Origin of the sequence: Mycobacterium sp. (assembly GCF_050701515.1) — a bacterium.
GTDB lineage: Bacteria > Actinomycetota > Actinomycetes > Mycobacteriales > Mycobacteriaceae > Mycobacterium.
In genome coordinates, this window is the sequence record NZ_JBOGDB010000112.1 from 28,728 (window position 1) to 51,143 (window position 22,416).

The window sequence follows — 22,416 nt, forward strand, 5'->3', positions numbered from 1 at the left end:
TCATAGAGACCGACTCTAGCTGCGGTCTGGGTTCGGTTGCGGCACTGCGGCCAGCAACCGCCGGGTGTATTCGTGGCGCGGGTTGGCGAACACCTGGTCGCCGTCGCCCTGCTCGACGATCGTGCCCTCGAACATCACCGCGACCCGGTGGGCCAGGTGCTTGACCACCGACAGGTCGTGGGAGACGAACAGATAGGACAGCCCGAACCGGTCCTGCAGGTCCAGCAGCAGGTTGATGATGCCGGCCTGGATCGAAACGTCGAGCGCCGACACCGGTTCGTCGAGGGCGAGGACCTTGGGCTGCAGCGCCAGGGCCCGGGCGATGCCGATGCGCTGCTTCTGCCCGCCGGAGAACTCGGCGGGGTAACGGCTGGCATCGGCGCGGCGCATCCCGACGATGTCCAACAGTTCGGCCACCCGATCGTCGATCCCCTGCTTGTCAAAACCGTTGGCGGCCAATGGCTCCGCGAGCACCTCGAACACCGGTAGCCGCGGGTCCAGCGAGGCGACGGGGTCCTGGAACACCACCTGCAGCTCGCCCCGCAAGCCCCGTCGTGCCCGCGCGTCGAGCGTCGCGACGTCGGCGCCGAGCACCTCGATCGACCCCGATTGCGGGGCGGTCAGCTCCAGGATCTGGTGCAGGGTCGTTGACTTCCCCGAACCGGACTCGCCGACGATGCCCAGCGTGCGGCCCTGCTGCAGCTCGAAGCTGACGCCGTCCACCGCGCGCACCTCGCCGATCGTGCGGCGCAGCACAACACCCTTGGTCAGCTTGTAGGTCTTGACCAGATCGCGGACCCGCAGCACCGCTGGGGTGTCGGCCGGCGTCTGGTCCACGGTTCTCGGCACGGTGGAGATGCCGTAGATGTCTGAGGCACTGCGCCCGGCGACGAGTTCCGTTCGGATGCAGGCGGCGTGATGGTTCGGGCCGACCGGGATCAACTCAGGCTCGGCGGCCCGGCAGTCGTCGATCGCCAACGGGCAGCGCGGTGCGAACGGGCATCCGGGCGGCAACGCGGCCAGCGACGGCGGCGCGCCGGGGATCGGCACCAGCCGTGCGCCCTGCGGAGCGTCGAGTCGGGGCACCGAACCGAGCAGCCCGGCGGTGTAGGGCATCCGGCGGTCGCGATAGAGCTCGCCGACCGCGGCCACTTCGACGGCGCGGCCGGCGTACATCACCAGCGCTCGGTCGGCGAACTCGGCGACCACCCCGAGGTCGTGGGTGATGATCAGCACGCCGGCGCCGGTGACGTCGCGGGCCGTCCTGAGCACCTCGAGGATCTGTGCCTGCACGGTGACGTCCAGCGCGGTGGTGGGTTCGTCGCAGATCAACAGGTCGGGGTCGTTGGCGATTGCGATCGCGATGACCACGCGTTGGCGTTCTCCGCCGGACAGCTCGTGCGGGAACGACCGAGCCCGCCGCTCCGGCTGGGCAATGCCGACCAGTTCGAGCAGTTCGACGGCCCGAGCCCGCGCCGCCCTCCGCGTGGATTCACGCTGGTGCACCTCGATGGCCTCGGCGATCTGGTCGCCGACGGTGTAGACGGGCGTGAGGGCCGACATCGGGTCCTGGAACACCGTGCCGATGCTCTTGCCGCGGATGCGGGACATCCGCTGGTCGGACAGCCCGAGCAGCTCGTCGCCGTGCAGCCGAACCGACCCGGTCACCTCGGCGTATTCGGGCAGCAGCCCGACGACGGCCATCGCACTGGCCGACTTGCCCGCGCCGGATTCACCGACCAGCCCGACGACCTCGCCCGGACGGACCTGGAAGTTCATGCCGCGCACCGCCGCAACCCGCTCGGTTTCGGTCGGGAAGACAACGGTGAGATCGCGTACCTCCAGGAGACTCACTTACGTCTCCCTCGCAACGGGCGGGCGCTCGGATCGAGCGCGTCACGCAGACCGTCGCCAACGAGATTGGCACACAAGACGATCAGCACGAGAACACCGGCCGGGAATAGGAACACCCAGGGGAACGTCGTGGCCGACGTTGTGCCGTTCGCGATCAGCGTACCCAGCGACACATCTGGCGGTTGGACGCCGAAACCCAAGAAACTCAAACCGGTTTCAGCCAGGATCGCGGTGCCGACGTTCAGCGTGGTATCGATGATGAGTAGAGAAGCGACGTTCGGCAGGATGTGCCGCACGATGATTCGCCAATTGCTTACGCCCATATACCGCGCCGCAACGACGAATTCGCGTTCCCGCAGACTCATTGTCATCCCGCGCACGATGCGCGAGCTGATCATCCAGCCGAATACGGAGAACAGCACGATCAACCAGAAGACGCGATCGGATGCGCCCAGGCGCGGAGTGACGATCGCGACCACGATGAAGCTCGGCACCACCAGTAGCAGGTCGACGATCCACATCAAGGTGCGGTCGCGCCCGCCGCCGAAGTATCCCGCGATCGACCCGACGGTGGCGGCGATGATGGTGGCGATGAACGCCACGCAGACACCGATCAGCATGGACTTCTGCATGCCGCGCAGCGTCTGCGCCAGCAGATCCTGGCCGATCGCGTTGGTGCCGAACCAGTGGTCGATGCTGGGCGGCTGTTGTAGCGCGTAGTAATCGAGATCGGTGTAGGAGTAGGGCAGCAGCGGCGGCAGCGCGTAGCAGCCGACGAACATCAGCAGTAGCAGTCCCAGCGCCACTACCGCGGGCTTGTTGCGTAAGAACCGGCGCAGCACCAAGTTTCGGCGCGAAGTGAACCGGGCGACATCGACACCGGACTTGGCCGTGGTCGCGGTTTCGGTGGTCACCGGCTCAGTCATGCGACGCGCACCCTCGGATCGAGCGCGGCGTAGATGACGTCGGAGAGCAGTCCCGCGAGCAGAACCGTCGCGCCGGAGAACACGGTGACGGCGGCGATGATGTTGGTGTCCTGCGTGGCGATGCCCTGCACCACCCACTCACCCATGCCGTGCCAACCGAAGATCTTCTCGGTGAAGACGGCGCCGGTGACCAAACCGCTCACGCCGTAGGCGAATAGCGTGGCCATCGGGATCAACGCGGTGCGCAGGCCGTGTTTGAACAGCGCCCGGCGCCGCGTCAAACCTTTTGCGCGCGCGGTGCGGATGAAGTCCTGACCGAGCACGTCCAACATCGCATTGCGTTGAAAGCGGCTGTATCCGGCGATGGCCATCAGCGCGAGGGTGAATGTGGGCAGGACCAGGTGCTGCAGCCGGTCGACGAACTGGTTCCATACCCCGCCGACGGCGGTCGGCGAGGTCTCGCCGATGTACTCGAACAATTGCACGCCCAGGATCGAATTGACCCGCAGCGCAGCAAGGATCAACAAGTTCGCGATGACGAACACCGGTGTGCTCAACAACAGCAGCGACAGCACGGTGATGACGCGATCGGACAGCCGGTACTGCCGAATTGCACCCCACGCGCCGACGACCACGCCGATCATGGTGCCCAGCAACGAACCGATGACCAGAAGCCGCAAGCTGACCCCGACGCGGCGGCCGAGTTCGTCGGAAATCGGTTGACCCGTGATCGTCGTGCCGAAGTCGCCGCGCACCGCCCCCGACGCCCAACGCACGTAGCGCACCGGGATCGGCCTGTCCAGGTTGAGCTCGACCTTCTTGGCGTCGATCGCGGCCTGCGGTGGCCGGGGATTTCGCTGCTCCAGGCTGTCCAGCGGCTTGAAGGAGAATGACGTCAGCGTGAAGGTCAAAAAGGACGCCAGTGCAAGCAGCACGACGTAGTTGAGCAGCCGACGCAACAGGAAGCGCGTCATCGGCGAGATCTGGCCGCAGGCATGCGCACAGGGTATGAGATGCCGGGCCGGACGGCGGCGAACTCGCAGGTCGGCGCGGCTAGCCAAGTCGTCCCGGCCGTCCAGGCTGGCGACAGGTTGCTCGGGTTCACTCGCCCCTATCTGCACATTCACGGTCCGCCGCGCCGAGGGGGCGAGCCGGCACACACCAGGACGGGGTGTTCAGCAGTGGATTCGCATATCCGGAACAACGTCAAACTGCTCGTCGCGGTGATTGGCGGCAGCGCCGTGGTGACCATGGGTGCGTTGACGATGGCCATCCATCAGCAACAGGTCGAACCCGGCGCGCTCTTCGCCAAGCCGTCGATGACCGTGGGGGCGACCAGTACCGTGACGAAGCCGCCAACCGTCGAACCGACGACCATGGCCGTACCGGCCATCAAGGGCCCCGCACCGCTGCCGCCCGAGCAGGAGGCGGCCGAGTAGGGCTGCGTTCACACAGCGTTCACTCCCGATGGACGTTTCACCTGCGACCTCTCTGGCTACCCAGTACTGCGGAGGGGTCATCGATGACCCCTTGAGCACTTGCCGCCGGAGACCGAAATGGGGTGGTCAGAGGTGAAATCGAATCAGGTCAAGCGGCTGTTGGCCGCTATCGGTGCAAGCGCCGTGGTCGCCATGGGTGCGTTCGCCGTGGCGCTGAGCGGCGACAACGGTACGCGCACCGTCGTTTCCGATCCCGAAGCCACGCTCGGTGAGACCAGCACAAGCTCCACCGCACCGGAAGAGCTCGAGATTTCCGTCGCGAGTCCTACGGTGACGGCCGAGCCGCCTGACGGCTTCGGCATCACGCCTCCGGGGTAATTCCGGGGCTAATGCGGCACCGGGTGGTTTCACAGCCCACGCATAGATGAGGCACAGCTTTCGCCCCATAATTGCGTCGATAATGGGCTCGTGGCCACCGCGAACGGCTCCGCCGTGAACGACAACGAGCCGGGGCGCGTCGTCATGCGCCGAGCCGACGGCAAGCCGATCAATGTGCTCGTCGTCGACGACGAGCCCGTCCTCGCCGAGCTGGTGTCGATGGCCCTGCGGTACGAGGGCTGGGAGATCGCGACCGCCGGCGACGGCACCACCGCGATTGCCCTGGCCCGCGACAAACCGCCCGATGTCGTGGTGCTGGACGTGATGCTGCCGGACATGAGCGGTCTCGACGTCCTGCACAAGCTGCGCGAGCAGATTCCCCGGCTGCCGCTGCTGCTGCTCACGGCGAAAGACTCGGTCGAGGACCGGATCGCCGGGCTGACCGCCGGCGGCGACGACTACGTGACCAAGCCGTTCAGTCTGGAAGAAGTGGTGCTGCGGCTGCGCGCCCTGCTGCGGCGCACGGGCGTAACGAGTGAGACCGGTGGCGCCAAGATCATCGTCGGTGACCTGGTGCTCGACGAGGACAGCCACGAAGTCACCCGGGGCGGCGACGTCATCTCTTTGACCGCAACGGAATTCGAGCTGCTGCGATTCATGATGCGGAACTCGAAGCGGGTGCTCAGCAAGGCGCAGATCCTCGACCGAGTGTGGAGCTACGACTTCGGTGGGCGGTCCAACATCGTCGAACTGTACGTGTCGTACCTTCGCAAGAAGATCGACAGCGGGCGGGAGCCGATGATCCACACCCTGCGCGGAGCCGGGTATGTCCTCAAGCCCGCGCGTTGAGCCACCCGGCGTGCTGACCCGAATCCGCTCACCGCGGACATGGTCGCTGCGCGCGCGACTGCTCGCCACGCAGGTCGCATTGCTTGCCCTGGTTTGCGGGGCCATCGGTATCGGGACCGAGCTTGCCCTGCAACGCTTCTTGTCCAACCAGCTTGACGATCAATTGGCCGAGGCCGGTCGCCGGTCGGCGGCGATATACGATTTCGGGCCGCCACATCCACCTGGACCCCCACCCATGCCGGGGTTTCCCCGGCGGGTCATCATCCGCCACGAATTCGGGCCCGGCCCCGCCTTCCTCGACGCTCCCGGGCAGGCCGCCCGCACGGTGGGAGCGGTCGTCAGGCACGGCCAACCCGTCGATGCGGGCGTCATCAACGCCGACGGGTCACGTGCGGCGGTCAGCCCCGCCGCGGCTGAACGGCTGGCGAGCATTCCGCCGACCGACAGCCCGGTCACGGTGACCCTGGACGGTCTCGGTCGGTACCGGGTGACAGCCCTGCATACCCGCGGCGGGCAGACCATCGTGACCGGGTTGCCGACCTCTGCGGTCGACGACACCATGCTGTGGGTCTTGGTGATGTTTTGTGTTGTCAGTGCCATCGCTCTGATCGCGGCGACGACGGCGGGCATCGTGGTCATTCGCCGTCAATTGGCCCCGCTGTCAAGGGTTTCCGCCGCAGCCAGGGAGGTCGCTGATCTAGAGCTGGACCGCGGTGAGGTGCGGTTACCGACGCCGATCGTGAAGGTGGACCCGGCCAGTGCCCACACCGAGGTCGGCCAGCTCGGCGCCGCGCTGAACCGGATGCTGGACCGCATTGCCGGTGCGCTGTCGGCCCGGCAGGCAAGCGAAACCCGGGTCCGTCAGTTCGTCGCCGACGCCAGCCATGAGCTCCGCACGCCGCTGGCCGCGATCCAGGGCTACACCGAACTCGCTCAGCGCAAGCGCGAAGACCTGCCCGACGACGTCGCCCACGCGATGGGCCGGGTCGAATCCGAGACGGCGCGGATGACACAACTCGTCGAAGACATGCTGCTGTTGGCGCGGCTGGATACCGGACGACCCCTGGTGCGCGAGACCGTCGATCTGTCCCGGCTCGTCGTCGATGCGGTCAGCGACGCGCACATCGCGGGCCCCGACCATCAATGGTCGCTGGACCTGCCCGACGAGCCGGTGTTGGTCGAGGGAGACGAGGCCCGGCTGCACCAAGTGGTGGGCAACCTGCTGGCCAACTCCCGCACCCACACGCCGGCCGGAACATCGGTGACCACGGCGTTGAACGTCGACGACGGCGCGGCGGTGCTGACCGTCATCGACGACGGTCCGGGGATTCCGCGCTGGCTGCGGCCGGAGATCTTCGAGCGGTTCGCGCGCGGTGACACGTCGCGCTCCCGGCGTGGCGGCAGCACCGGCCTCGGTCTGTCCATCGTCGCCGCGGTGGTGAAGGCTCATGGCGGCACGATCGACGTACACAGCGTTCCGGGCAGAACGGAGTTCACGGTGCGGCTTCCTCGATAGGGTCGGCGGGAACCGTTGTGTGCAGCAATCGAGGGGGTCCGAATGTCCGCGACCGACCAGTACCTGAAGAACAACGAGGAGTATGCAAGGAACTTCAGCGGTCCGCTGCCGCTGCCGCCTGCTAAGCACGTCGCGGTGGTCGCATGCATGGATGCCCGGCTCGACGTGTACCGAATCCTCGGCCTGGCCGATGGCGAGGCCCATGTCATCCGCAACGCCGGGGGAGTCGTCACCGACGACGAGATCCGCTCGCTGGCGATCAGTCAGCGACTGCTCGGCACCAAAGAGATCATCCTGATTCACCACACCGACTGCGGCATGCTGACTTTCACCGACGACGACTTCAAGCGGTCCATCCAGGAAGACACCGGCATCAAACCGGAATGGGCGGCCGAGGCGTTCCCCGATCTGGAAGAGGACGTCCGCCAGTCGATCCGCCGCATCGAGGCGAGTCCGTTTGTCACCAAACATGAGTCGTTGCGCGGCTTCGTGTTCGACGTCGCCACCGGCAAGCTCAACGAAGTAAAGCTTTAGCCCACCTTGTAGGTCGCGATTGCCTTTGCGACCGGCTCGCCGTCCGGCGTGACCACGTCGACGTCGCAGTTGACCAGGGTCTTGCCCCGCCGCAATACCCGGCCGACACCGATGAGATCGGTCGACCGCGCCGGCGCCAGAAACTGCATCGCCATCGACGTGGTGACACCGCGCAGCGAATCGGGTACCTCGGCGCCCGCCCATGCGGCGGCCATCACCGTCACGTCGGCCAGCGCGGCGATCGCGCCGCCGTGCCGAGTTTGGCGGCGAACGGTGACGTCGGGATGAACTGCGCCATCACGTCGGCGCCGGTCTGCGGTCGGGCAGGAGTGGACATGCCTCCAGTATCGAGGGCAGATCAATTACCTCCGGGGTCATCCCTCTCCCCTCGCCTTTCCCCGCGAGCGTGCGCGTCTGCGGCCGACACGCCGCGCTGCAACAGCATTTTGCGCACGCTCGCGGGGCGCTCAGCGTTTGACATCGCAGGCCGCGGCTGGTTTCATATCGGGTTAAGACTATAAATTAGGTCAAAACTACCAAATTAACGAGGAATCGATGACCGCGCCAGAGCTCGATCGAACATCCGGCCATTACGAGCTGAGCCATCTCCGCTCGTTGGAGGCCGAGGCGATCCACATCATCCGCGAGGTGGCTGCGGAGTTCGAACGGCCCGTGCTGCTGTTCTCCGGCGGCAAGGACTCCATCGTCATGCTGCACCTGGCGCTCAAGGCGTTCCGGCCGGGCCGGCTGCCCTTCCCGGTCATGCATGTCGACACCGGGCACAACTTCGACGAGGTCATCGAGACTCGCGATCAACTCGTCGAGGAGGCCGGGGTCCGGTTGATCGAAGCCAAGGTGCAGGACGATATCGACGCCGGCCGCGTGGTGGAGACCATCCCGTCGCGCAATCCGCTGCAGACCGTGACACTGCTGCGGGCGATCCGGGAGAACAAGTTCGACGCGGCATTCGGCGGTGCGCGGCGCGACGAAGAGAAGGCGCGTGCGAAGGAGCGGGTGTACAGCTTCCGCGACGAATTCGGGCAGTGGGACCCCAAAGCCCAGCGGCCCGAGCTGTGGAACCTCTACAACGGGCGCCATCACAAGGGCGAGCACATCCGGGTGTTCCCGCTGTCCAACTGGACCGAATTCGACATCTGGTCCTACATCGGCGCCGAGAAGATCACGCTGCCATCGATCTACTACGCGCACCGCCGCAACGTGTTTGAGCGCGACGGGATGCTGCTGGCCGTGCACAGGTACCTGCAGCCGCGCAAGGACGAGGAGGTAGTCGAGAAGACCGTCCGGTTCCGCACCGTCGGCGACGTCACCTGCACCGGTTGCGTCGAATCACTCGCGGGGACCGTGTCCGAGGTCATCGCCGAGACCGCGGTGTCCCGGCTCACCGAACGCGGCGCCACCCGTGCCGATGACCGGATCTCCGAGGCCGGCATGGAGGACCGCAAGCGGGAGGGCTACTTCTGATGACCACCCTGCTACGGCTGGCTACCGCCGGATCCGTCGATGACGGCAAGTCCACGCTGATCGGGCGGCTGCTGTACGACTCCAAGGCCGTCATGGAAGACCAGCTGGCCTCGGTCGAACGCACCTCCAAGGAACGCGGACACGACTACACCGACCTGGCCTTGGTGACCGATGGGCTGCGTGCCGAGCGCGAGCAGGGCATCACCATCGACGTCGCATACCGCTACTTCGCAACTCCCAAGCGGAAATTCATCATCGCCGACACCCCCGGCCACATTCAGTACACCCGCAACATGGTGACCGGGACCTCGACCGCGCAACTGGCGATCGTGCTCGTCGACGCCCGCTACGGGCTGCTCGAACAGTCGCGTAGGCACGCGTTCCTGGCGTCGCTGCTGGGCATTCGGCACATCGTGCTCGCGGTGAACAAGATGGACCTGATCGGCTGGGACCGGGAACAGTTCGAGAAGATCCGCGACGACTTCCATGCGTTCGCGGCGCGGCTGGACGTCCACGACGTGACGACGATTCCGCTGTCGGCGCTGCACGGCGACAACGTGGTGACCAAGTCCGACCAGACGCCGTGGTACGACGGGCCCGCGCTGCTGTCGCATCTGGAAGAGGTGTACATCGCCGGCGACCGGAACCTGGTCGACGTCCGGTTCCCGGTCCAGTACGTGATCCGACCGCAGACCCACGAGCATCAGGACCACCGCAGTTACGCAGGCACCGTGGCCAGTGGCGTCATGCGCGTCGGCGACGAAGTCGTGGTGTTGCCGACCGGAAAGTCCAGCCGGATCGCCAGCATCGAGGGGCCCAGCGGACCGGTGGATGAGGCGTTCCCGCCGATGGCGGTGTCGGTCAGCCTCGCAGACGACCTCGATATCTCGCGCGGCGACATGATCGCCCGGCCCAACAACCAGCCACGGGTGTCGCAGGATTTTGACGCGACGGTGTGCTGGATGGCGGATGAATCCGCCCTGGAGCCGGGCCGCGACTACATCATCAAGCAGACCAGCCGCAGCACCCGCGTGAGGGTGACCGCGCTGGATTACCGCCTCGACGTCAACACGCTGCATCGCGACAAGACGGCCACCGCGCTGAAACTCAATGAGCTGGGCCGCATCTCACTGCGCACCCAGGTGCCGCTGCTGCTCGACGAGTACAGCCGAAACTCGGCGACGGGATCGTTCATTCTGATCGACCCGAACACCAACGTCACCGTCGCCGCGGGGATGGTGCTGCCGTACGTGACGGCGCGCACATCGAGTCCCAACGCTGTCCGCCACGAGTCGCTGTGCACCGCCGAGGACCGGTTGTCGCGGGGCAGGACGGTGTGGTTTACCGGGCTGTCCGGTTCCGGCAAGTCGTCGGTGGCAATGCTGGTGGAACAGAAGCTCCTCGAAAAGGGAACCCCCGCTTACGTTCTCGACGGTGACAACCTGCGGCACGGGCTCAACGCGGATTTGGGATTTTCCATGGCCGATCGGGCCGAGAACCTGCGCCGGCTGGCGCATGTGGCGACACTGCTCGCCGATTCCGGTCAGGTCGTGCTGGTCCCCGCCATCAGCCCGTTGGAGGAGCACCGGGAGCTGGCGCGGCGGGTGGCCACCGAGGCGGGCCTGGATTTCTTCGAGGTGTTCTGCGATACCCCGCTCGAGGACTGCGAACGGCGAGATCCCAAGGGGCTGTATGCCAAAGCGCGGGCCGGTGAGATCACACATTTCACCGGTATCGACAGCCCATATCAGCGGCCGAAGAACCCCGACCTGCGGCTGACGCCGGACCAGACCACCGACGAGCTGGCGGGCATGGTCATCGAGCTGCTGGAAAGCCGACGGTGACCGACCACAGCGACCATGACGTGGCCGCGCGGCTCGCGACGCAGGCCGGCGAGTTGCTGCTGGCTGTGCGTGCCGAGCTCGCCCACGCTAGCGGAGCCGAGCGAAAGGCAGTGGGGGACAAGCGATCCCACGACTTTCTGATGGAGGCACTCGCCGCAGAGCGGCCGGACGACGCCGTGTTGTCCGAAGAGGGCGCCGACAACCCCGCCCGGCTCACCGCCGAACGGGTATGGATCGTCGACCCGCTGGACGGCACCCGGGAATTCTCCGAGCTCGGTCGCAACGACTGGGCCGTGCACGTCGCGCTGTGGCAGTCGGGAGTGGGGGCACCTCCCGCGCGAAGCGCAGGGGGACTCATCGCCGGCGCCGTCGCCCTTCCGGCGCAGGGCGTCACGCTCGCCATCCCGATAGTCGCCCCGCCGCCACCCGCGCCGGCCACACCGCGGATCGTGGTGTCACGCACCCGCCCGCCGGCCGTCGCACTCGCGGTCCGCGACGTCCTGCAGGGCACGCTGGTCGAGATGGGATCTGCGGGCGCCAAGGTCGCCGCCGTCGTTCAGGGCCGTGCCGACATCTACGTGCACGCCGGTGGTCAGTACGAATGGGATTCCGCGGCGCCCGTCGCGGTGGCGCGCGCGGCCGGTCTGCACACGTCGCGCATCGACGGTTCGCCGTTGGCCTACAACCAGCCCGACCCGCTGCTGCCCGACCTGGTGGTGTGCCGGCCGGAGTTCGCAGACGCGGTGCTCGCGGTCACCGGGTGACGAACGAGTCGATGGGAGAATTCGCAGCATGCGGATGTCGGCCAAGGCGGAGTACGCCGTCCGGGCCATGGTTCAGCTGGCCGCCGCCGCCGACGGCGTGGTGGTCAAGACCGACGCCCTGGCCAAGGCGCAGGGCATCCCGCCCCAGTTTCTCGTCGATATCCTCTCCGACCTGCGCACCGATCGGCTGGTCCGCAGTCACCGCGGCCGCGAGGGCGGCTACCAACTCGCCCGGCCGGCCGCCGAGATCAGCATTGCCGACGTGCTGCGATGCATCGACGGCCCGCTGGCCAGCGTGCGCGATATCGGGCTGGGTGACCTGCCGTATTCCGGTCCGACCACCGCATTGACCGATGTCTGGCGCGCGCTGCGGGCCAGCATGCGCTCGGTGCTGGAGGAGACCAGCCTGGCCGATGTGGCCGCCGGGTCGCTGCCATCCCACGTCGCCAAGCTCGCCGACGACTACCGCAAGCAGGAGCGGCAGAGAGGCCACCGAACCGTCGGCTAGCGGGGTCGCCGAGCCGGCCTCGAGAGTCAGCCTCCGGAACCGTATGGCCTAGTGAGGATTTCCAGGTAGTGGCCCGCCGGATCCTGGAAGTAGACACCGCGGCCACCGTCGTTGCGGTTGATCTCGCCTGGCCGGGCGCCGGCGGGATCGGCCCAATGGTCCAGGCCCCGGTCGCGGATGCGGCCGTAGATGGCGTCGAACTCATCCTCGGACACCAGGAATGCATAGTGCTGCGGGCGGATCTCCTCGCCTGCGGGCACGTCGGCGTAGTCGAGGGAGACGCCGTTGGCGACGTCCACCATCATGAAATGGGCCCATGCCGTCGGACTCGGCAGGTCGAACAGCTCGGTGAGAAAGCTCGCCGACTGCTTCTTGTCCTTGGCGGCGACGATGGTGTGGTTGAACGTGATGGTCATCAAAGACCCCCAATGTGCTTCGGCGCCTCCATGCCTGACGCTGCCCGCCACCGGCACGCGACGCTATTTCCAGTCAACCAGTTTCACAAAACTCGCGACAACGATGCAGGATGAGGGCATGGCCGACGTCGAGATCCTGACCGGAACGCGGGTCACGCTGCGCGCGCCGCGGCTCGACGACGCCGAGGCACTCTTCGATGCGATCGCCTCCGATCCCGAAGTGACGCGCTACCTGTCCTGGAAACCGCACCCGGATGTCGATGAGACCCGGCGGGTGATCACGGAGTTTTTCAACGTCGGCGACGAGCGGACCTGGCTGATCGAGCTGCAGGAGACCGGCCAAGTGATCGGCTTGTGCGGCTTTCGCCGCCCGCAGCCGCACACGGCCGAGCTCGGCTACTGTCTGGCCCGCCCATTCTGGAACCGCAAGATCATGTCCGAGGTGTTGCCGTTACTGCTCGACGTGCTGCAGCGTGACCCCGCCGTGTATCGGGTGTGGGCGGGATGCCATGTGCACAACCTCCCGTCGGCGCGGCTGTTGCAACGCTGCGGCCTGTCGCCGGAGGGCCGGTTGGCCCGGTATGGCATCTTTCCGAATATCAGCCTCGAGCCCGAGGACGTTCTGCTGTTCGCCAAGGCGCTCAGATGACAGCGAAAAGGAGCCGACGTGCCGACCGGCTTTGACCTGCGGGACCTAGCGGTTCCGATGATCGTCGCGCCGATGGCCGGCGGGCCGTCCACGCCCGAGTTAGCAGCCGCGGCAACGAATGCCGGCGGGCTGGGGTTCGTACCGGCCGGCTATCTGACTGCCGATGCGCTCGCTGAGCGCGTCGTCGCCGCGCGCAAGCTTTGCTCCGGTCCGCTTGGCGTCAACCTCTTCGTCCCGCAGGCCAGCGCGGCAACTCCCGACGCGATCGAAAAATACGCCGATGCGCTGGCCCCGGCAGCCGAGCGCTACGGCGCCAAGCTCGGCGACCCGGTCTACAACGACGACGCGTGGGCGGCGAAGCTTGATGTGGTTCTGGATCTGCGGCCGGACGTGGTGTCGTTCACGTTCGGGGTTCCGAGCACTGACGAGTGCAGTCGGCTGGGCGCCGCCGGGATCACCACCGTCGGCACGGTAACAACCGTCGGTGAAGCCGAAACCGCAGTGGCCCATGGCGTCGAAGCCCTTGTCGTGCAGGGCGCATCGGCGGGTGGACATCGCGGCACGTTCGACCCCGTCGCGCAGCCCAACGCACAGCCGCTACCCGAGCTGCTCGCCGATGTCCGCGCCCGCGTCGGCATTCCGGTCATCGCCGCCGGCGGCCTGATGACCGCGGCGGACGTCAACCGTGTCATCCGGGCCGGGGCGGTCGCGGCGCAACTGGGCACGGCGTTCCTGCTGGCCGATGAAGCCGGCAGCAATCCCGTCCACCGGGCGGCGCTACAGGACCCGCAATTCACCGAAACCGCTGTGACCAAGTCTTTTTCCGGGCGCTACGCCCGTGGATTGCGCAACCGCTTCTTCGACGATCACGAGGGCGAGGCGCCGTTCGGTTATCCCGAGATCCACTATCTCACCGGCCCGTTGCGAGCCGCGGCGGTGCGCACGGGTGACCCGCACGGCACCAGCCTGTGGGCAGGCACCGGTTTCAGGGCGGCCAAGGCCGCGCCGACGGCCGACATCATGCGGGACCTGGTTTAGCGATTTCGGCGCGCTCACCGGCGCTGAGAGCGCTTGGGAGCGCGCCGAAATCGCAATCTCGCTAGCGCAGGTCGTCGATCACCACGTCGCCGGATTCCGACCGTGCGGTGATCACCGCGGCCGCGCTGTTGCGGTTCGTCGTCTGCGGGACCCGGACCACCGTGGCCCCGCTCTGCTCTCCGGTGTTCGCGTTGACGACGTACGGGCCGCGCGGCGGCAGCCCGAGGCTGATGTCGCCGTCGCGGGTGGTCGCATCCAGCCTGCGCGGCGCGGCGTCGGAGAAGTCCGCCTTGATGTTCCCCTCGACGGTGGTGGCGCCGAAGGACTCGGTCACCGAGATCGCGGTGCGGGTTATCACGTCGCCGTGCTCACTGTGCACCTCGACGCGTCGTGCCGCCCCGCTGAGCAAGATTGGGCCGTTGGTCGTGCGCGCGATCAGTTGGTCGAGGTCGGCCTGGGCCATCAGCACACCGGTGTCCTGCTGGGTGGTGACCGTCAGCCGGCGGGCCAGTTCCGGTGGCAGCACAACGGTGATCTCACCGGCGCGTCCCCACTGCAGGTACGGCGACGGTTCGCCGCTGATCGCGACGCGGGTTCCGGTGGGCTCGTTGGTGACCGTCAGCGGGTGCGAACCGGCCCGCGTCGAGTTGATCATGCGCATGTCCGCACGCGGCTCGGTGGCCGCGCGGTCGGCGGTGATGCGGACGGCCACCGGCAGCTCCCCGGTGTCGACCATCAACGAGCGCATCGCCGACGGCAATGGCTTGGTGTCGGTGATGACGCGGAAGGTGGTCAGGCCCCACGCCGCCGTGCCGAGGGTGCCGATACTTCCCAGCACCAGCACCGCGGCCGCGGCGATGAGGAACACCCGGATTGCGGTGCGCCCGCCGGGTGACAGCGGCGGCGGTGTGGCCGGTGCGGCGGGTGGAGGGGCGATGGTGGTCACGGTGCACGCCTTTCGGTTGATTACGACTCGAGGTAGCGCAGCACCGCCAGCACGCGGCGGTTCTCGCTCTCGTCGGGAGCCAGGTCCAGCTTGGTGAAGATCGATGCGATGTGCTTCTCGGCGGAGCCGGTGGAGATGTGCAGGGCCGCGGCGATCGCGGAGTTCGTCTTGCCTTCCGCCATCAGCTGCAGAACCTCGTGTTCGCGCTGCGTCAGTGCGTCCAGCACAGCCCGTCGGTGCGAGCGCACCAGGATCTGCGACACCACTTCGGGATCGAGCACGGTGCCACCGCCGCCGACGACTTCGACGGCGTCAACAAAGGCGGGCACATCGGCTACCCGGTCCTTCAGCAGGTAGCCGAATCCCTTTGTGTCCGAAGCGATCAGGTCTGCGGCGTAACGCTCCTCGACGTAGTGGGACAGCACCAGCACCGGCGACTCGGGATTCTGGCTGCGCAACAGCGCCGCGGCCCGGATGCCTTCGTCGGTGAACGTCGGCGGCATCCGCACGTCGACGATCGCCAAGTCGGGCCGGGTGTCGTTGACCAGTCGCAGCAGGTTGGTCGCATCGGGGACACCCGCGACCACCTGGTGGCCGGCGTCGGTGAGGATGCGCTCGATGCCCGCGCGCAGCAGCGCGGAGTCCTCGGCGATCACGACGCGCATGGCAACACCGCCGTGACGATGGTGGGACCGGTCGCCGGGCTGGACACGGTGAAGGTTCCGCGGGCCGCCCGCACCCGCTCTTCGAGGCCACGCAGACCGGTGGCGTCGTCGGTGCTGGTGATGCCCGCGCCGCCACGACCGTCGTCGAACACCGAGACGTTCAGCAGGTTGGCCGACTCGTCGAGCCGCACGGTGACGATCGCCTGCGTTGCCTGTGCGTGCTTGGCGACGTTGGTCAGCGCCTCGGCGACGACGAAGTAGGCGACCGACTCCGCTTCGTCGGGCAGCCGGCGCGGCAGGTGGAGGTCCAGCGTGGTCGGCACCCCGAGGTTTTCGGTGCGTTGCACCACCGCGGACAGCGCGGCGTCGAGGCCGCGGTCGGCGAGGATGGTCGGCGCGATGCCCCGCACCACGTTGCGCAGCTCGACGAGGGCGCTCTTGGCGTCGTCGTGTGCCTCGCCAATCAGCTTCTTGGCCGTCGGCAGGTCGGTATCAAGCTTGGTTTGTGCCAAGCCGATGGTCATGGCGAGCGACACCAGCCGCGGTTGAACGCTGTCGTGCAGGTCCCGCTCGATGCGGTGCCGCTCGGTTTGCGCTGAGGACACCGCGCCCTGACGGGCTTCGGTGAGCGCGCTGACCTGGCTTTGCAGTGCGGCGGTCGACGATGGCCGCAGTAGCCAGTTGTCGATGGCCGCATCCAGCGCAGGCGCCACGACGAGGATCGCGATCGCCGCAATCACCGCCACGGCGGCCAGTAGCCAGGCGAGCGGCGGGGACAGGAACGACAGGCCCGCGTCGTCGTCGCTCTGCCGTATGGCAATCGCGGCGGCCGGGCCCAGAAACGCGAAGACCAGCAAGGCGAACGCGATACCCGTCGCCGCCATGTCGTAGATCATTCGCAGGTAGTGGTGCGCGGCACCCTTCCAGAACCGGGCGCTGCTGATGTCCAACCACAGTTGGTGCAGCCATTTCTGAAAGCCGGTGTAGCGGGAGATGGCGCGTTGCGGGACGGGGATGCCCATGCCGAACACGGCCTCGCTGCGGATCCGTTCCAACCACTCGACGCCGCGCATCAGGTAGATGAACACCACGCCGGCCAGCACGAACCCGATGCCGGACGGGATCGATGAAACGCCAATGATCAAGATGGTCAGAGGAATCCAGAACCACACCGTTGCCACCGCGGCGCCGGTGATCATCGACGCCGTCGGCACCACGCCGAGGTGCCGGTCGGGCGTGGTTGCGCTGTCGGTGGCGCCAGTCATGTCGACAGCGATTGCCGGTGTTTGATTGGAGGTGACTGCGACCATGTCTTCAACCTATGGATGTCTGCGCTCGGGCAACATGGCGTTTTCCCGAGACCCTCGCGGGGGAAAACCCCCATTTCCGGGTGATTTCGGCGTGATTCCTGGCGCTGAGCGCAGGAAATCACGCCGAAATCGCTTACTTGGGTGCGGTGAGTTCCAATGCGATGTTGTCCGGGTCGCGGAACTCCAGGATGTACATCACTCCGATGTCCTTTATCGGCTCATGGGCAATGCCGAGCCCGTCGAGATGCTTTGCCGCGTCGTCCAGTTCGGCCTTGCTGCCGACCCGGAATGCGAGGTGGTCGAGGCCGGTGCGATCCTCGTCGAACCTGTCGTTGGCCACGGGGCGCAGGGCGACCCGAGAGTCGCCGACGTTGTAGATGACGCCGCCGAACAGGAATGCGAGCCGTTCACGCATGGCGTCGTCGGCGTCCTCGGGCATCTCGAGGTTAATCGGCCAGCCGAAGACGCTCTCGTAGAACTCCCGCGATCGGGTGATGTCGGTGACGGTGAGCCGGATGTGCGCGACGGAGGTGTTGTTGATCGCCATGGGTTCATGCTGCCAGCTGGATCAACCCAGCGGCATGCCAGAATCGCCGTCGTGCGGGTAGGGATGACCATGCCGGTGATGGAGCCGGACCTGGATGCGGCCACGCTCCAAGCCTGGGCCGGGGCCATCGACGACGGACCGTTCTCGTCGCTGTGCTGGGGCGAACGGATTGCGTTCGACAACCCCGACGCCATCACGCTGCTCGGTGCGCTGGCGGCGTGGACCGATCGGGTGCGATTGGTGACGACGGTGCTGGTGCCGCAGCTGCACGATTCGGTGATGCTGGCCAAGGCGCTGGCCACCGGCGACATGCTCAGCGGCGGCCGGCTGACCGTCGGGCTCGGGGTCGGCGGGCGAGACGAGGACTACCGGGCGGTCGGCGCCGACCCCGCGACCCAGACCATGCGTGGCATGGCCGAGCGGGTGGCGGTGATGAAGCGAATTTGGTCCGGCGAGAAGGTGGCCGAGTCCGTCGTCCCGGTCGGTCCCTCGCCGCAGCCGGGTGGACCCGAACTGCTGGTCGGCACGATGGGGCCCAAGACGGTGCGCAGCGCCGCGGCGTGGGCCGACGGTCTGGCGGGCACGACGCTGGACCTCGACGTCGCCAAGCAGAACGAGCTGTTCGACGTCGCGCGCACGGCGTGGGCGGAGGCCGGCAAGCCCGAACCCCACCTGGCCACGTCGTTCTGGTTCGCCCTGGGCGACATCGACCACGCGCGAGCACAGATCCACCGCCACCTGCGCCGCTACATGAACTGGATCCCCGCTAAGTACGTCGACGCCATGGCACCCGGCACCGGCTGGGCGGGCAGCGAGGACGAATTGCTCCACCTGCTACGGAAATTCGAAGACATCGGCACCGACGAGATCCATCTGATCCCGACCAGTTCGGACGTCGGTCAGCTCCGCCGGGTCGCCGACGTGGTCAAGAATTTCGGCTGAGCGGGCGCGCTGGTGGCAAGCTGCGACTATGACCACAATCGCCACACCGATGCCGCCCATCGTGTCGCGTCCCGAATGGGAGAAGGCGCGCGTGGACCTGCTGGTCCGGGAGAAAGAGTTGACCCGGTTGAAGGATTCGGTCAGCGCCGCGCGGCGACGCCTACCGATGGTGGAAGTCAGCGAGTCCTACACATTCGACACCGAGAATGGCCCGGCATCGCTGCCCGACCTGTTCGACGGCCGCAAACAGCTCATCGTCCAGCACTTCATGTTCGGACCCGACTGGGATGAGGGTTGTTCGGGGTGCCCGATGATGGCCGACCACATCGGGCCACTGTCGCATCTACACGCGAAAGACACGTCGCTGGTGCTGGTTTCACGCGCACCGCTGGCCAAGCTGCTGCAATTTCGCGATCGGATGGGCTGGACGTTGCCCTGGGTGTCGTCGGAATCGAGCACGTTCAATCAGGACTTCCGTGCGACGGTTGACGGCGAGGAGCGCCACGCGATCAGTGTGTTCCTCCGCGACGGTGACCGCATATTTCACACCTGGTCGACCTACAACCGTGGTGAGGAGCCCTTCATGGTGGTGTGGGACCTTCTCGACCTGACGCCGTACGGCCGCCAGGAGTCCTGGGAGGACTCCCCGGACGGCTGGCCGCAGCAGCCGCCGTACGAGTGGATCCGGCTGCACGACGCCTACTGAGGCAAAGTTTGCTCATGGCGGTCGCCACGGGTGCATGCTTAATCGGTGGCCCGAGCCTATTTGCTGAGCCGCCGCAGCGTCGTACGCGAGTATCTGCACGGCGCGTACTGGGTGTTGCCGACACTCGGCATCGCGATCGGCCTTGGGGCCGGGGCCCTGCTGTCGATGATTCCGGTCGAACCGGGCTCGCTGATCGACAAGCTGATGTTTCAGGGCACCGCGGGCGACGCCCGAGGGGTGCTGATTGTCGTGTCCGCGACGATGATCACCACGACCGGCATCGTCTTCTCGCTGACAGTCCTGTCGCTACAAATCGCCTCAAGCCAGTTCTCGGTGCGGCTGCTGCGAACGTTCCTGCGCGATGTGCCCAACCAGGTGGTGCTCGCAATCTTCGTATGTACCTTCGCCTACAGCACCGGTGGTCTGCTCACCGTCGGGGAGCGTTCGGGCGGCGGCGAGTTCGTTCCCAAGGTCGCGGTCACCGGTTCCCTGGTGCTGGCGTTTGTCAGCATCGGCGCACTGATCTATTTCCTGCACCACCTCGTGCACTCGATTCAGATCGACACGATCGTGGAGGGCGTTCAGCAACGCACGCTGGTGCTGGTCGATGAGCTCTTCCCAGATCCGGACACGCCCGAAGCGGAGCCCTTTGCCTGGCCGGAACCACCGGCCGGGGCTGTTCCGTTGCTGGCTCCGAAATCCGGATACGTGCAGACGGTGGACGTCGACGACCTCGCTGATCTCGCCGTCGCCACAGCGCATTCCGTGCAGCTCGTCACCTTCGTTGGCGACTACGTCACCGCTGGCGGACTTCTTGGTTCGTGCTGGCGCAGGACGGCCGACGGGTCAGCGCCGGATCCGGACGTGATGCAGCGCTGCCTGCGGCACGTGCACATCGGATTCGAGCGCACACTCCAGCAGGACATCAGATTCGGACTGCGACAGATGGTGGACATCGCGCTGAGGGCGTTGTCAGCTGCTATCAACGACCCATACACGGCAATCCAAGTGGTGCACCATGTTTCGGCGGTCGAGGCAGTCCTGGCGTCGCGCGTAATCCAGGATGACGTTCGGCGCAATGGCACGGGGAATTTTCTGGTGTGGCTGCCCTATCCCGGGTTCCCCACCTACCTGCACTTGGGTTGTTCCCAGATTCGCCGCTACGGCACCCGTGAACCGCTGGTCCTGGCCGCGCTACTCCAGATGCTCAGCGCCGTGGCGCAGAACTGCGTGGACCCATCGCGCCGGGCAGCTGTGCGGGCGCAGATTGATCTCGTGGTGCGGGTGGCAGAGCGCGAACTCGTCGAGGAGTCCGACCGCGCGATGGTGCTCGGTGCTGCCGCCTGCGCGATTGAGGTGGTCGACCGGCCGGGGATGCTGGCGCCGCCAGCGTCCGCGTTCGGCCAGGTGGCCGCGGCAGCAGCTGCCTGCGGAACCGACGAAGTTCGCGGATCTGCGACGGATCGATGACGACGCGGAGAAGGGCACCATAGATCGTTGGTGATCACGCCTATGTGGGGTTGCTTCTCGGCTGGGAATGCTCGCTGAGCAAAGAGAACGCACTTCTCGAGCGCACTGCGGTACGCCGCATTCCACGTCCGTCAAAGGACACTCGTTCGGCGGTGCAATCCGCCATTTCTTGGACAACGGATGTGGCACCTGAACCCAAGCACTCTTGGATACGGGGCGGTGCCGGGCTTCGCCTAGTACGTTTGTCTTCCGAAAGAACCTCGGGGACCACGGCCGCGACGTACCGAACGCGTTGCCGCGCAGCGTGTCAAATGGTTGTTCGGGCGCACCGCGAAGATCGTCCGGATGCTCCAGCCGCCGGTTAGGACTCGTTGACTGCCAAACCCGTGCCAGGCGTCGGCTCGATGTCGAATTCCTCGTCTGTCTCGAAATCGTCGTCTTCGTCGAAATCCTCCTCGATCTCGTCGACGTATGGGGTGTTCAGCCCTGGCAAGTGGTCGGGCGCCGCGATGACCTGGTCCCACTTCGCGGGAGGGTGGAACTCGGACCACTTCGTATCGTCGTCGAAGTGGAGGGCGAGCACACCACCCTCCAGGAACTCGAATCCGTCGTCGTCGCCGTAGTCTTCGGGCTGGCCGCGGCCGCTGAAACGCACCTTGAACGCCATGCCGGCAAGTCTTGCACGACAAGAAATATGGCTTCTTGGCGTGGGTCAGATTGGCGCTAGCTCTCCAGCGCCTTCGCGCACCCAGCGAGGACCGCGGCGAAGCTTGAGCGGATCAGCGGAGAGCTGATCGCCTCCGTTACCTTGCCGCCAGCGCGAGCCGGATGGGTGTAGGTGGACACCCAGTCGACATGCGTGCCGTCGCCTGACGGAGTGAACGTCAACGTACCGCCCTCGTGGTCGACCGGTGGGAACGAGCGAACGATGCGGTAGGAGTAGCTCCGCGGCGCATCGTAGGCCGTGATCTCTTCGCGAAACCAGGTGCCAACCCCGGTCACCTTCCGCAGCGCGCCCACGACGGGACCCGAGGAGCCCTTCGCCCAACCCGCCTTGAGAACAAAAGGAGCGGCGGTCAGGTTGGCCGGGTCGGCCAGCCAGTCGAAGACCCGTTCCGGCGATGCTGCGATCGTCCGCTCGACGTGAAGCCGGACCATGAGATCTCCCGCCTTGCAGTGGCCTGTTTCCGGGAAATGCTAATCGTCAACCGGCACACCCACTGACCTGGCGCATAAATGGCAAGATTGGCTCCGACGATGCGGCATCCGATCGAAGGTGCAATCCGGCTTCAAGTCTCGCTCCCGCGTGCCTGCGAAGCCTAAAAGAGATCCGGCGTCGCCGGCGGCGCATCATCGAGAAACGCACTCACCATCGGCACCAGCACCGTTGACTCCCCAGAGATGCCAATGTGCGACGTCGCCGGCAGAATCACCAAGCGCGCGGCCGGAACCTTCTGCAGCATCCCTGACGCTGCCGCTTCCTCATCGCCGCCACCGCGCAGCTTGAACATCGACAGCGCATGCTCCGGCTTCACGCCATCCGCATCACCGACGATGACCATTGTCTTCGCGGAAATCGAACGCATCTGCGCGTCGCTGATGTTCTGGTCATCGATGTTTAAGACCTTCATCT

General features: G+C 66.5%; 24 protein-coding genes and 2 pseudogenes. 14 read left to right on the forward strand and 12 right to left on the reverse strand.

Going from position 1 to position 22,416, the window contains the following annotated elements; translation table 11 throughout:
* Positions 1-15: 15 nt before the first annotated feature.
* Genes oppD through oppB form a run of 3 tightly spaced genes read right to left on the reverse strand, consistent with a single transcriptional unit; the run spans position 16 to position 3,754 of the window.
* Positions 16-1,854 (reverse strand): oligopeptide ABC transporter ATP-binding protein OppD, encoded by a 1,839-nt coding sequence (gene oppD / locus ACRDU5_RS09850; protein WP_526614297.1) that lies wholly within the window; start codon positions 1,852-1,854, stop codon positions 16-18.
* Entirely contained in the window at positions 1,851-2,780 is a 930-nt protein-coding gene (gene oppC / locus ACRDU5_RS09855) for an oligopeptide ABC transporter permease OppC (RefSeq protein ID WP_526614298.1), read from the reverse strand. The genes oppD and oppC overlap by 4 nt, the downstream gene beginning before the upstream one ends.
* Entirely contained in the window at positions 2,777-3,754 is a 978-nt protein-coding gene (gene oppB, locus ACRDU5_RS09860) for an oligopeptide ABC transporter permease OppB (RefSeq protein ID WP_526614299.1), read from the reverse strand. The genes oppC and oppB overlap by 4 nt, the downstream gene beginning before the upstream one ends.
* Before the next feature lie 207 nt (positions 3,755-3,961).
* On the opposite strand from oppB, the gene ACRDU5_RS09865 reads away from it, so the two are divergent.
* The 5 genes from ACRDU5_RS09865 to ACRDU5_RS09885 all read left to right on the forward strand — a co-directional run bounded on the left by ACRDU5_RS09865 (position 3,962) and on the right by ACRDU5_RS09885 (position 7,496).
* Positions 3,962-4,219 carry a hypothetical protein gene (locus ACRDU5_RS09865; protein ID WP_526614300.1) on the forward strand — a complete coding sequence of 86 codons (258 nt, stop codon included), beginning with the start codon at positions 3,962-3,964 and terminating at the stop codon, positions 4,217-4,219.
* A gap of 132 nt (positions 4,220-4,351) precedes the next feature.
* On the forward strand, positions 4,352-4,597 hold the full coding sequence (locus tag ACRDU5_RS09870; protein ID WP_526614301.1) for a hypothetical protein: 246 nt from the start codon (positions 4,352-4,354) through the stop codon (positions 4,595-4,597).
* Positions 4,598-4,741: 144 nt separating this feature from the next.
* The gene (locus ACRDU5_RS09875) at positions 4,742-5,446 is read left to right on the forward strand and encodes a response regulator transcription factor (RefSeq protein ID WP_526614323.1); all 705 of its coding nucleotides are present in this window, start codon (positions 4,742-4,744) and stop codon (positions 5,444-5,446) included.
* A complete protein-coding gene (locus ACRDU5_RS09880; RefSeq protein ID WP_526614302.1) occupies positions 5,424-6,962 on the forward strand; it encodes a sensor histidine kinase in 1,539 nt (512 codons plus the stop codon). The genes ACRDU5_RS09875 and ACRDU5_RS09880 overlap by 23 nt, the downstream gene beginning before the upstream one ends.
* Positions 6,963-7,004: 42 nt before the next feature.
* Complete coding sequence (locus ACRDU5_RS09885; protein WP_526614303.1) at positions 7,005-7,496, forward strand: beta-class carbonic anhydrase; 492 nt, start codon at positions 7,005-7,007, stop codon at positions 7,494-7,496.
* Here ACRDU5_RS09885 and ACRDU5_RS09890 read toward each other — a convergent pair.
* Positions 7,493-7,794: pseudogene (locus ACRDU5_RS09890) on the reverse strand (PaaI family thioesterase). The gene ACRDU5_RS09885 and the pseudogene ACRDU5_RS09890 sit on opposite strands and share 4 nt — an antisense overlap.
* A 257-nt stretch (positions 7,795-8,051) precedes the next feature.
* Between ACRDU5_RS09890 and cysD the strand changes: the two are divergent.
* Genes cysD through ACRDU5_RS09910 form a run of 4 tightly spaced genes read left to right on the forward strand, consistent with a single transcriptional unit; the run spans position 8,052 to position 12,094 of the window.
* Complete coding sequence (gene cysD / locus ACRDU5_RS09895; protein WP_526614304.1) at positions 8,052-8,978, forward strand: sulfate adenylyltransferase subunit CysD; 927 nt, start codon at positions 8,052-8,054, stop codon at positions 8,976-8,978.
* A complete protein-coding gene (gene cysN / locus ACRDU5_RS09900; RefSeq protein ID WP_526614305.1) occupies positions 8,978-10,822 on the forward strand; it encodes a sulfate adenylyltransferase subunit CysN in 1,845 nt (614 codons plus the stop codon). Before cysD ends, cysN begins: the two co-directional genes overlap by 1 nt.
* Positions 10,819-11,586 (forward strand): 3'(2'),5'-bisphosphate nucleotidase CysQ, encoded by a 768-nt coding sequence (locus tag ACRDU5_RS09905; protein ID WP_526614306.1) that lies wholly within the window; start codon positions 10,819-10,821, stop codon positions 11,584-11,586. Before cysN ends, ACRDU5_RS09905 begins: the two co-directional genes overlap by 4 nt.
* 28 nt (positions 11,587-11,614) lie before the next feature.
* Positions 11,615-12,094, forward strand: a complete 480-nt coding sequence (locus ACRDU5_RS09910; RefSeq protein ID WP_526614307.1) for an Rrf2 family transcriptional regulator — start codon at positions 11,615-11,617, stop codon at positions 12,092-12,094.
* A gap of 26 nt (positions 12,095-12,120) precedes the next feature.
* Here ACRDU5_RS09910 and ACRDU5_RS09915 read toward each other — a convergent pair whose 3' ends face one another.
* The gene (locus tag ACRDU5_RS09915; protein WP_526614308.1) at positions 12,121-12,510 is read right to left on the reverse strand and encodes a VOC family protein; all 390 of its coding nucleotides are present in this window, start codon (positions 12,508-12,510) and stop codon (positions 12,121-12,123) included.
* A gap of 118 nt (positions 12,511-12,628) precedes the next feature.
* Here ACRDU5_RS09915 and ACRDU5_RS09920 point away from each other — a divergent pair, with 118 nt between their 5' ends.
* Entirely contained in the window at positions 12,629-13,159 is a 531-nt protein-coding gene (locus tag ACRDU5_RS09920; protein ID WP_526614309.1) for a GNAT family N-acetyltransferase, read from the forward strand.
* A 57-nt stretch (positions 13,160-13,216) separates the two neighbouring features.
* Positions 13,217-14,197 carry a nitronate monooxygenase gene (locus ACRDU5_RS09925; RefSeq protein ID WP_526614324.1) on the forward strand — a complete coding sequence of 327 codons (981 nt, stop codon included), beginning with the start codon at positions 13,217-13,219 and terminating at the stop codon, positions 14,195-14,197.
* Positions 14,198-14,258: 61 nt separating this feature from the next.
* On the opposite strand, the gene ACRDU5_RS09930 is transcribed toward ACRDU5_RS09925, so the two are convergent.
* The 4 genes from ACRDU5_RS09930 to ACRDU5_RS09945 form a co-directional block, all read right to left on the reverse strand.
* On the reverse strand, positions 14,259-15,143 hold the full coding sequence (locus ACRDU5_RS09930; RefSeq protein WP_526614310.1) for a DUF4097 family beta strand repeat-containing protein: 885 nt from the start codon (positions 15,141-15,143) through the stop codon (positions 14,259-14,261).
* A 20-nt stretch (positions 15,144-15,163) separates the two neighbouring features.
* Complete coding sequence (locus tag ACRDU5_RS09935; protein WP_526614311.1) at positions 15,164-15,808, reverse strand: response regulator transcription factor; 645 nt, start codon at positions 15,806-15,808, stop codon at positions 15,164-15,166.
* Positions 15,796-17,118, reverse strand: coding sequence for a sensor histidine kinase (locus ACRDU5_RS09940; RefSeq protein WP_526614312.1), 1,323 nt, complete (start codon positions 17,116-17,118; stop codon positions 15,796-15,798). The genes ACRDU5_RS09935 and ACRDU5_RS09940 overlap by 13 nt, the downstream gene beginning before the upstream one ends.
* 133 nt (positions 17,119-17,251) lie before the next feature.
* The gene (locus tag ACRDU5_RS09945; protein ID WP_526614314.1) at positions 17,252-17,665 is read right to left on the reverse strand and encodes a VOC family protein; all 414 of its coding nucleotides are present in this window, start codon (positions 17,663-17,665) and stop codon (positions 17,252-17,254) included.
* A gap of 63 nt (positions 17,666-17,728) precedes the next feature.
* Here ACRDU5_RS09945 and ACRDU5_RS09950 point away from each other — a divergent pair, with 63 nt between their 5' ends.
* Genes ACRDU5_RS09950 through ACRDU5_RS09960 form a run of 3 tightly spaced genes read left to right on the forward strand, consistent with a single transcriptional unit; the run spans position 17,729 to position 20,783 of the window.
* The gene (locus ACRDU5_RS09950; RefSeq protein ID WP_526614325.1) at positions 17,729-18,607 is read left to right on the forward strand and encodes an LLM class flavin-dependent oxidoreductase; all 879 of its coding nucleotides are present in this window, start codon (positions 17,729-17,731) and stop codon (positions 18,605-18,607) included.
* Between the two features lie 28 nt (positions 18,608-18,635).
* Complete coding sequence (locus ACRDU5_RS09955; protein WP_526614315.1) at positions 18,636-19,313, forward strand: DUF899 domain-containing protein; 678 nt, start codon at positions 18,636-18,638, stop codon at positions 19,311-19,313.
* Between the two features lie 45 nt (positions 19,314-19,358).
* Positions 19,359-20,783 (forward strand): DUF2254 family protein, encoded by a 1,425-nt coding sequence (locus ACRDU5_RS09960; RefSeq protein ID WP_526614316.1) that lies wholly within the window; start codon positions 19,359-19,361, stop codon positions 20,781-20,783.
* 361 nt (positions 20,784-21,144) lie between these two features.
* Here ACRDU5_RS09960 and ACRDU5_RS09965 read toward each other — a convergent pair whose 3' ends face one another.
* The 3 genes and pseudogenes from ACRDU5_RS09965 to ACRDU5_RS09975 form a co-directional block, all read right to left on the reverse strand.
* On the reverse strand, positions 21,145-21,450 hold the full coding sequence (locus ACRDU5_RS09965; protein ID WP_526614317.1) for a hypothetical protein: 306 nt from the start codon (positions 21,448-21,450) through the stop codon (positions 21,145-21,147).
* Positions 21,451-21,506: 56 nt separating this feature from the next.
* Positions 21,507-21,941 (reverse strand): SRPBCC family protein, encoded by a 435-nt coding sequence (locus tag ACRDU5_RS09970; RefSeq protein ID WP_526614318.1) that lies wholly within the window; start codon positions 21,939-21,941, stop codon positions 21,507-21,509.
* Between the two features lie 161 nt (positions 21,942-22,102).
* Positions 22,103-22,416 (reverse strand): annotated as a pseudogene (locus tag ACRDU5_RS09975) (alpha/beta fold hydrolase); the annotation flags it as partial.

Excerpts from the sequence above, each read along its gene's own strand:
- oppC (WP_526614298.1), bottom strand. The coding sequence starts at position 2,780 with ATGACTGAGCCGGTGACCACCGAAACCGCGACCACGGCCAAGTCCGGT.
- oppB (WP_526614299.1), bottom strand. The coding sequence starts at position 3,754 with ATGACGCGCTTCCTGTTGCGTCGGCTGCTCAACTACGTCGTGCTGCTT.
- ACRDU5_RS09875 (WP_526614323.1), top strand. The coding sequence starts at position 4,742 with ATGCGCCGAGCCGACGGCAAGCCGATCAATGTGCTCGTCGTCGACGAC.
- ACRDU5_RS09880 (WP_526614302.1), top strand. The coding sequence starts at position 5,424 with ATGTCCTCAAGCCCGCGCGTTGAGCCACCCGGCGTGCTGACCCGAATC.
- ACRDU5_RS09885 (WP_526614303.1), top strand. The coding sequence starts at position 7,005 with ATGTCCGCGACCGACCAGTACCTGAAGAACAACGAGGAGTATGCAAGG.
- cysD (WP_526614304.1), top strand. The coding sequence starts at position 8,052 with ATGACCGCGCCAGAGCTCGATCGAACATCCGGCCATTACGAGCTGAGC.
- cysN (WP_526614305.1), top strand. The coding sequence starts at position 8,978 with ATGACCACCCTGCTACGGCTGGCTACCGCCGGATCCGTCGATGACGGC.
- ACRDU5_RS09910 (WP_526614307.1), top strand. The coding sequence starts at position 11,615 with ATGCGGATGTCGGCCAAGGCGGAGTACGCCGTCCGGGCCATGGTTCAG.
- ACRDU5_RS09915 (WP_526614308.1), bottom strand. The coding sequence starts at position 12,510 with ATGACCATCACGTTCAACCACACCATCGTCGCCGCCAAGGACAAGAAG.
- ACRDU5_RS09920 (WP_526614309.1), top strand. The coding sequence starts at position 12,629 with ATGGCCGACGTCGAGATCCTGACCGGAACGCGGGTCACGCTGCGCGCG.
- ACRDU5_RS09925 (WP_526614324.1), top strand. The coding sequence starts at position 13,217 with ATGATCGTCGCGCCGATGGCCGGCGGGCCGTCCACGCCCGAGTTAGCA.
- ACRDU5_RS09935 (WP_526614311.1), bottom strand. The coding sequence starts at position 15,808 with ATGCGCGTCGTGATCGCCGAGGACTCCGCGCTGCTGCGCGCGGGCATC.
- ACRDU5_RS09940 (WP_526614312.1), bottom strand. The coding sequence starts at position 17,118 with ATGGTCGCAGTCACCTCCAATCAAACACCGGCAATCGCTGTCGACATG.
- ACRDU5_RS09945 (WP_526614314.1), bottom strand. The coding sequence starts at position 17,665 with ATGGCGATCAACAACACCTCCGTCGCGCACATCCGGCTCACCGTCACC.
- ACRDU5_RS09950 (WP_526614325.1), top strand. The coding sequence starts at position 17,729 with ATGACCATGCCGGTGATGGAGCCGGACCTGGATGCGGCCACGCTCCAA.
- ACRDU5_RS09955 (WP_526614315.1), top strand. The coding sequence starts at position 18,636 with ATGACCACAATCGCCACACCGATGCCGCCCATCGTGTCGCGTCCCGAA.
- ACRDU5_RS09965 (WP_526614317.1), bottom strand. The coding sequence starts at position 21,450 with ATGGCGTTCAAGGTGCGTTTCAGCGGCCGCGGCCAGCCCGAAGACTAC.
- ACRDU5_RS09970 (WP_526614318.1), bottom strand. The coding sequence starts at position 21,941 with ATGGTCCGGCTTCACGTCGAGCGGACGATCGCAGCATCGCCGGAACGG.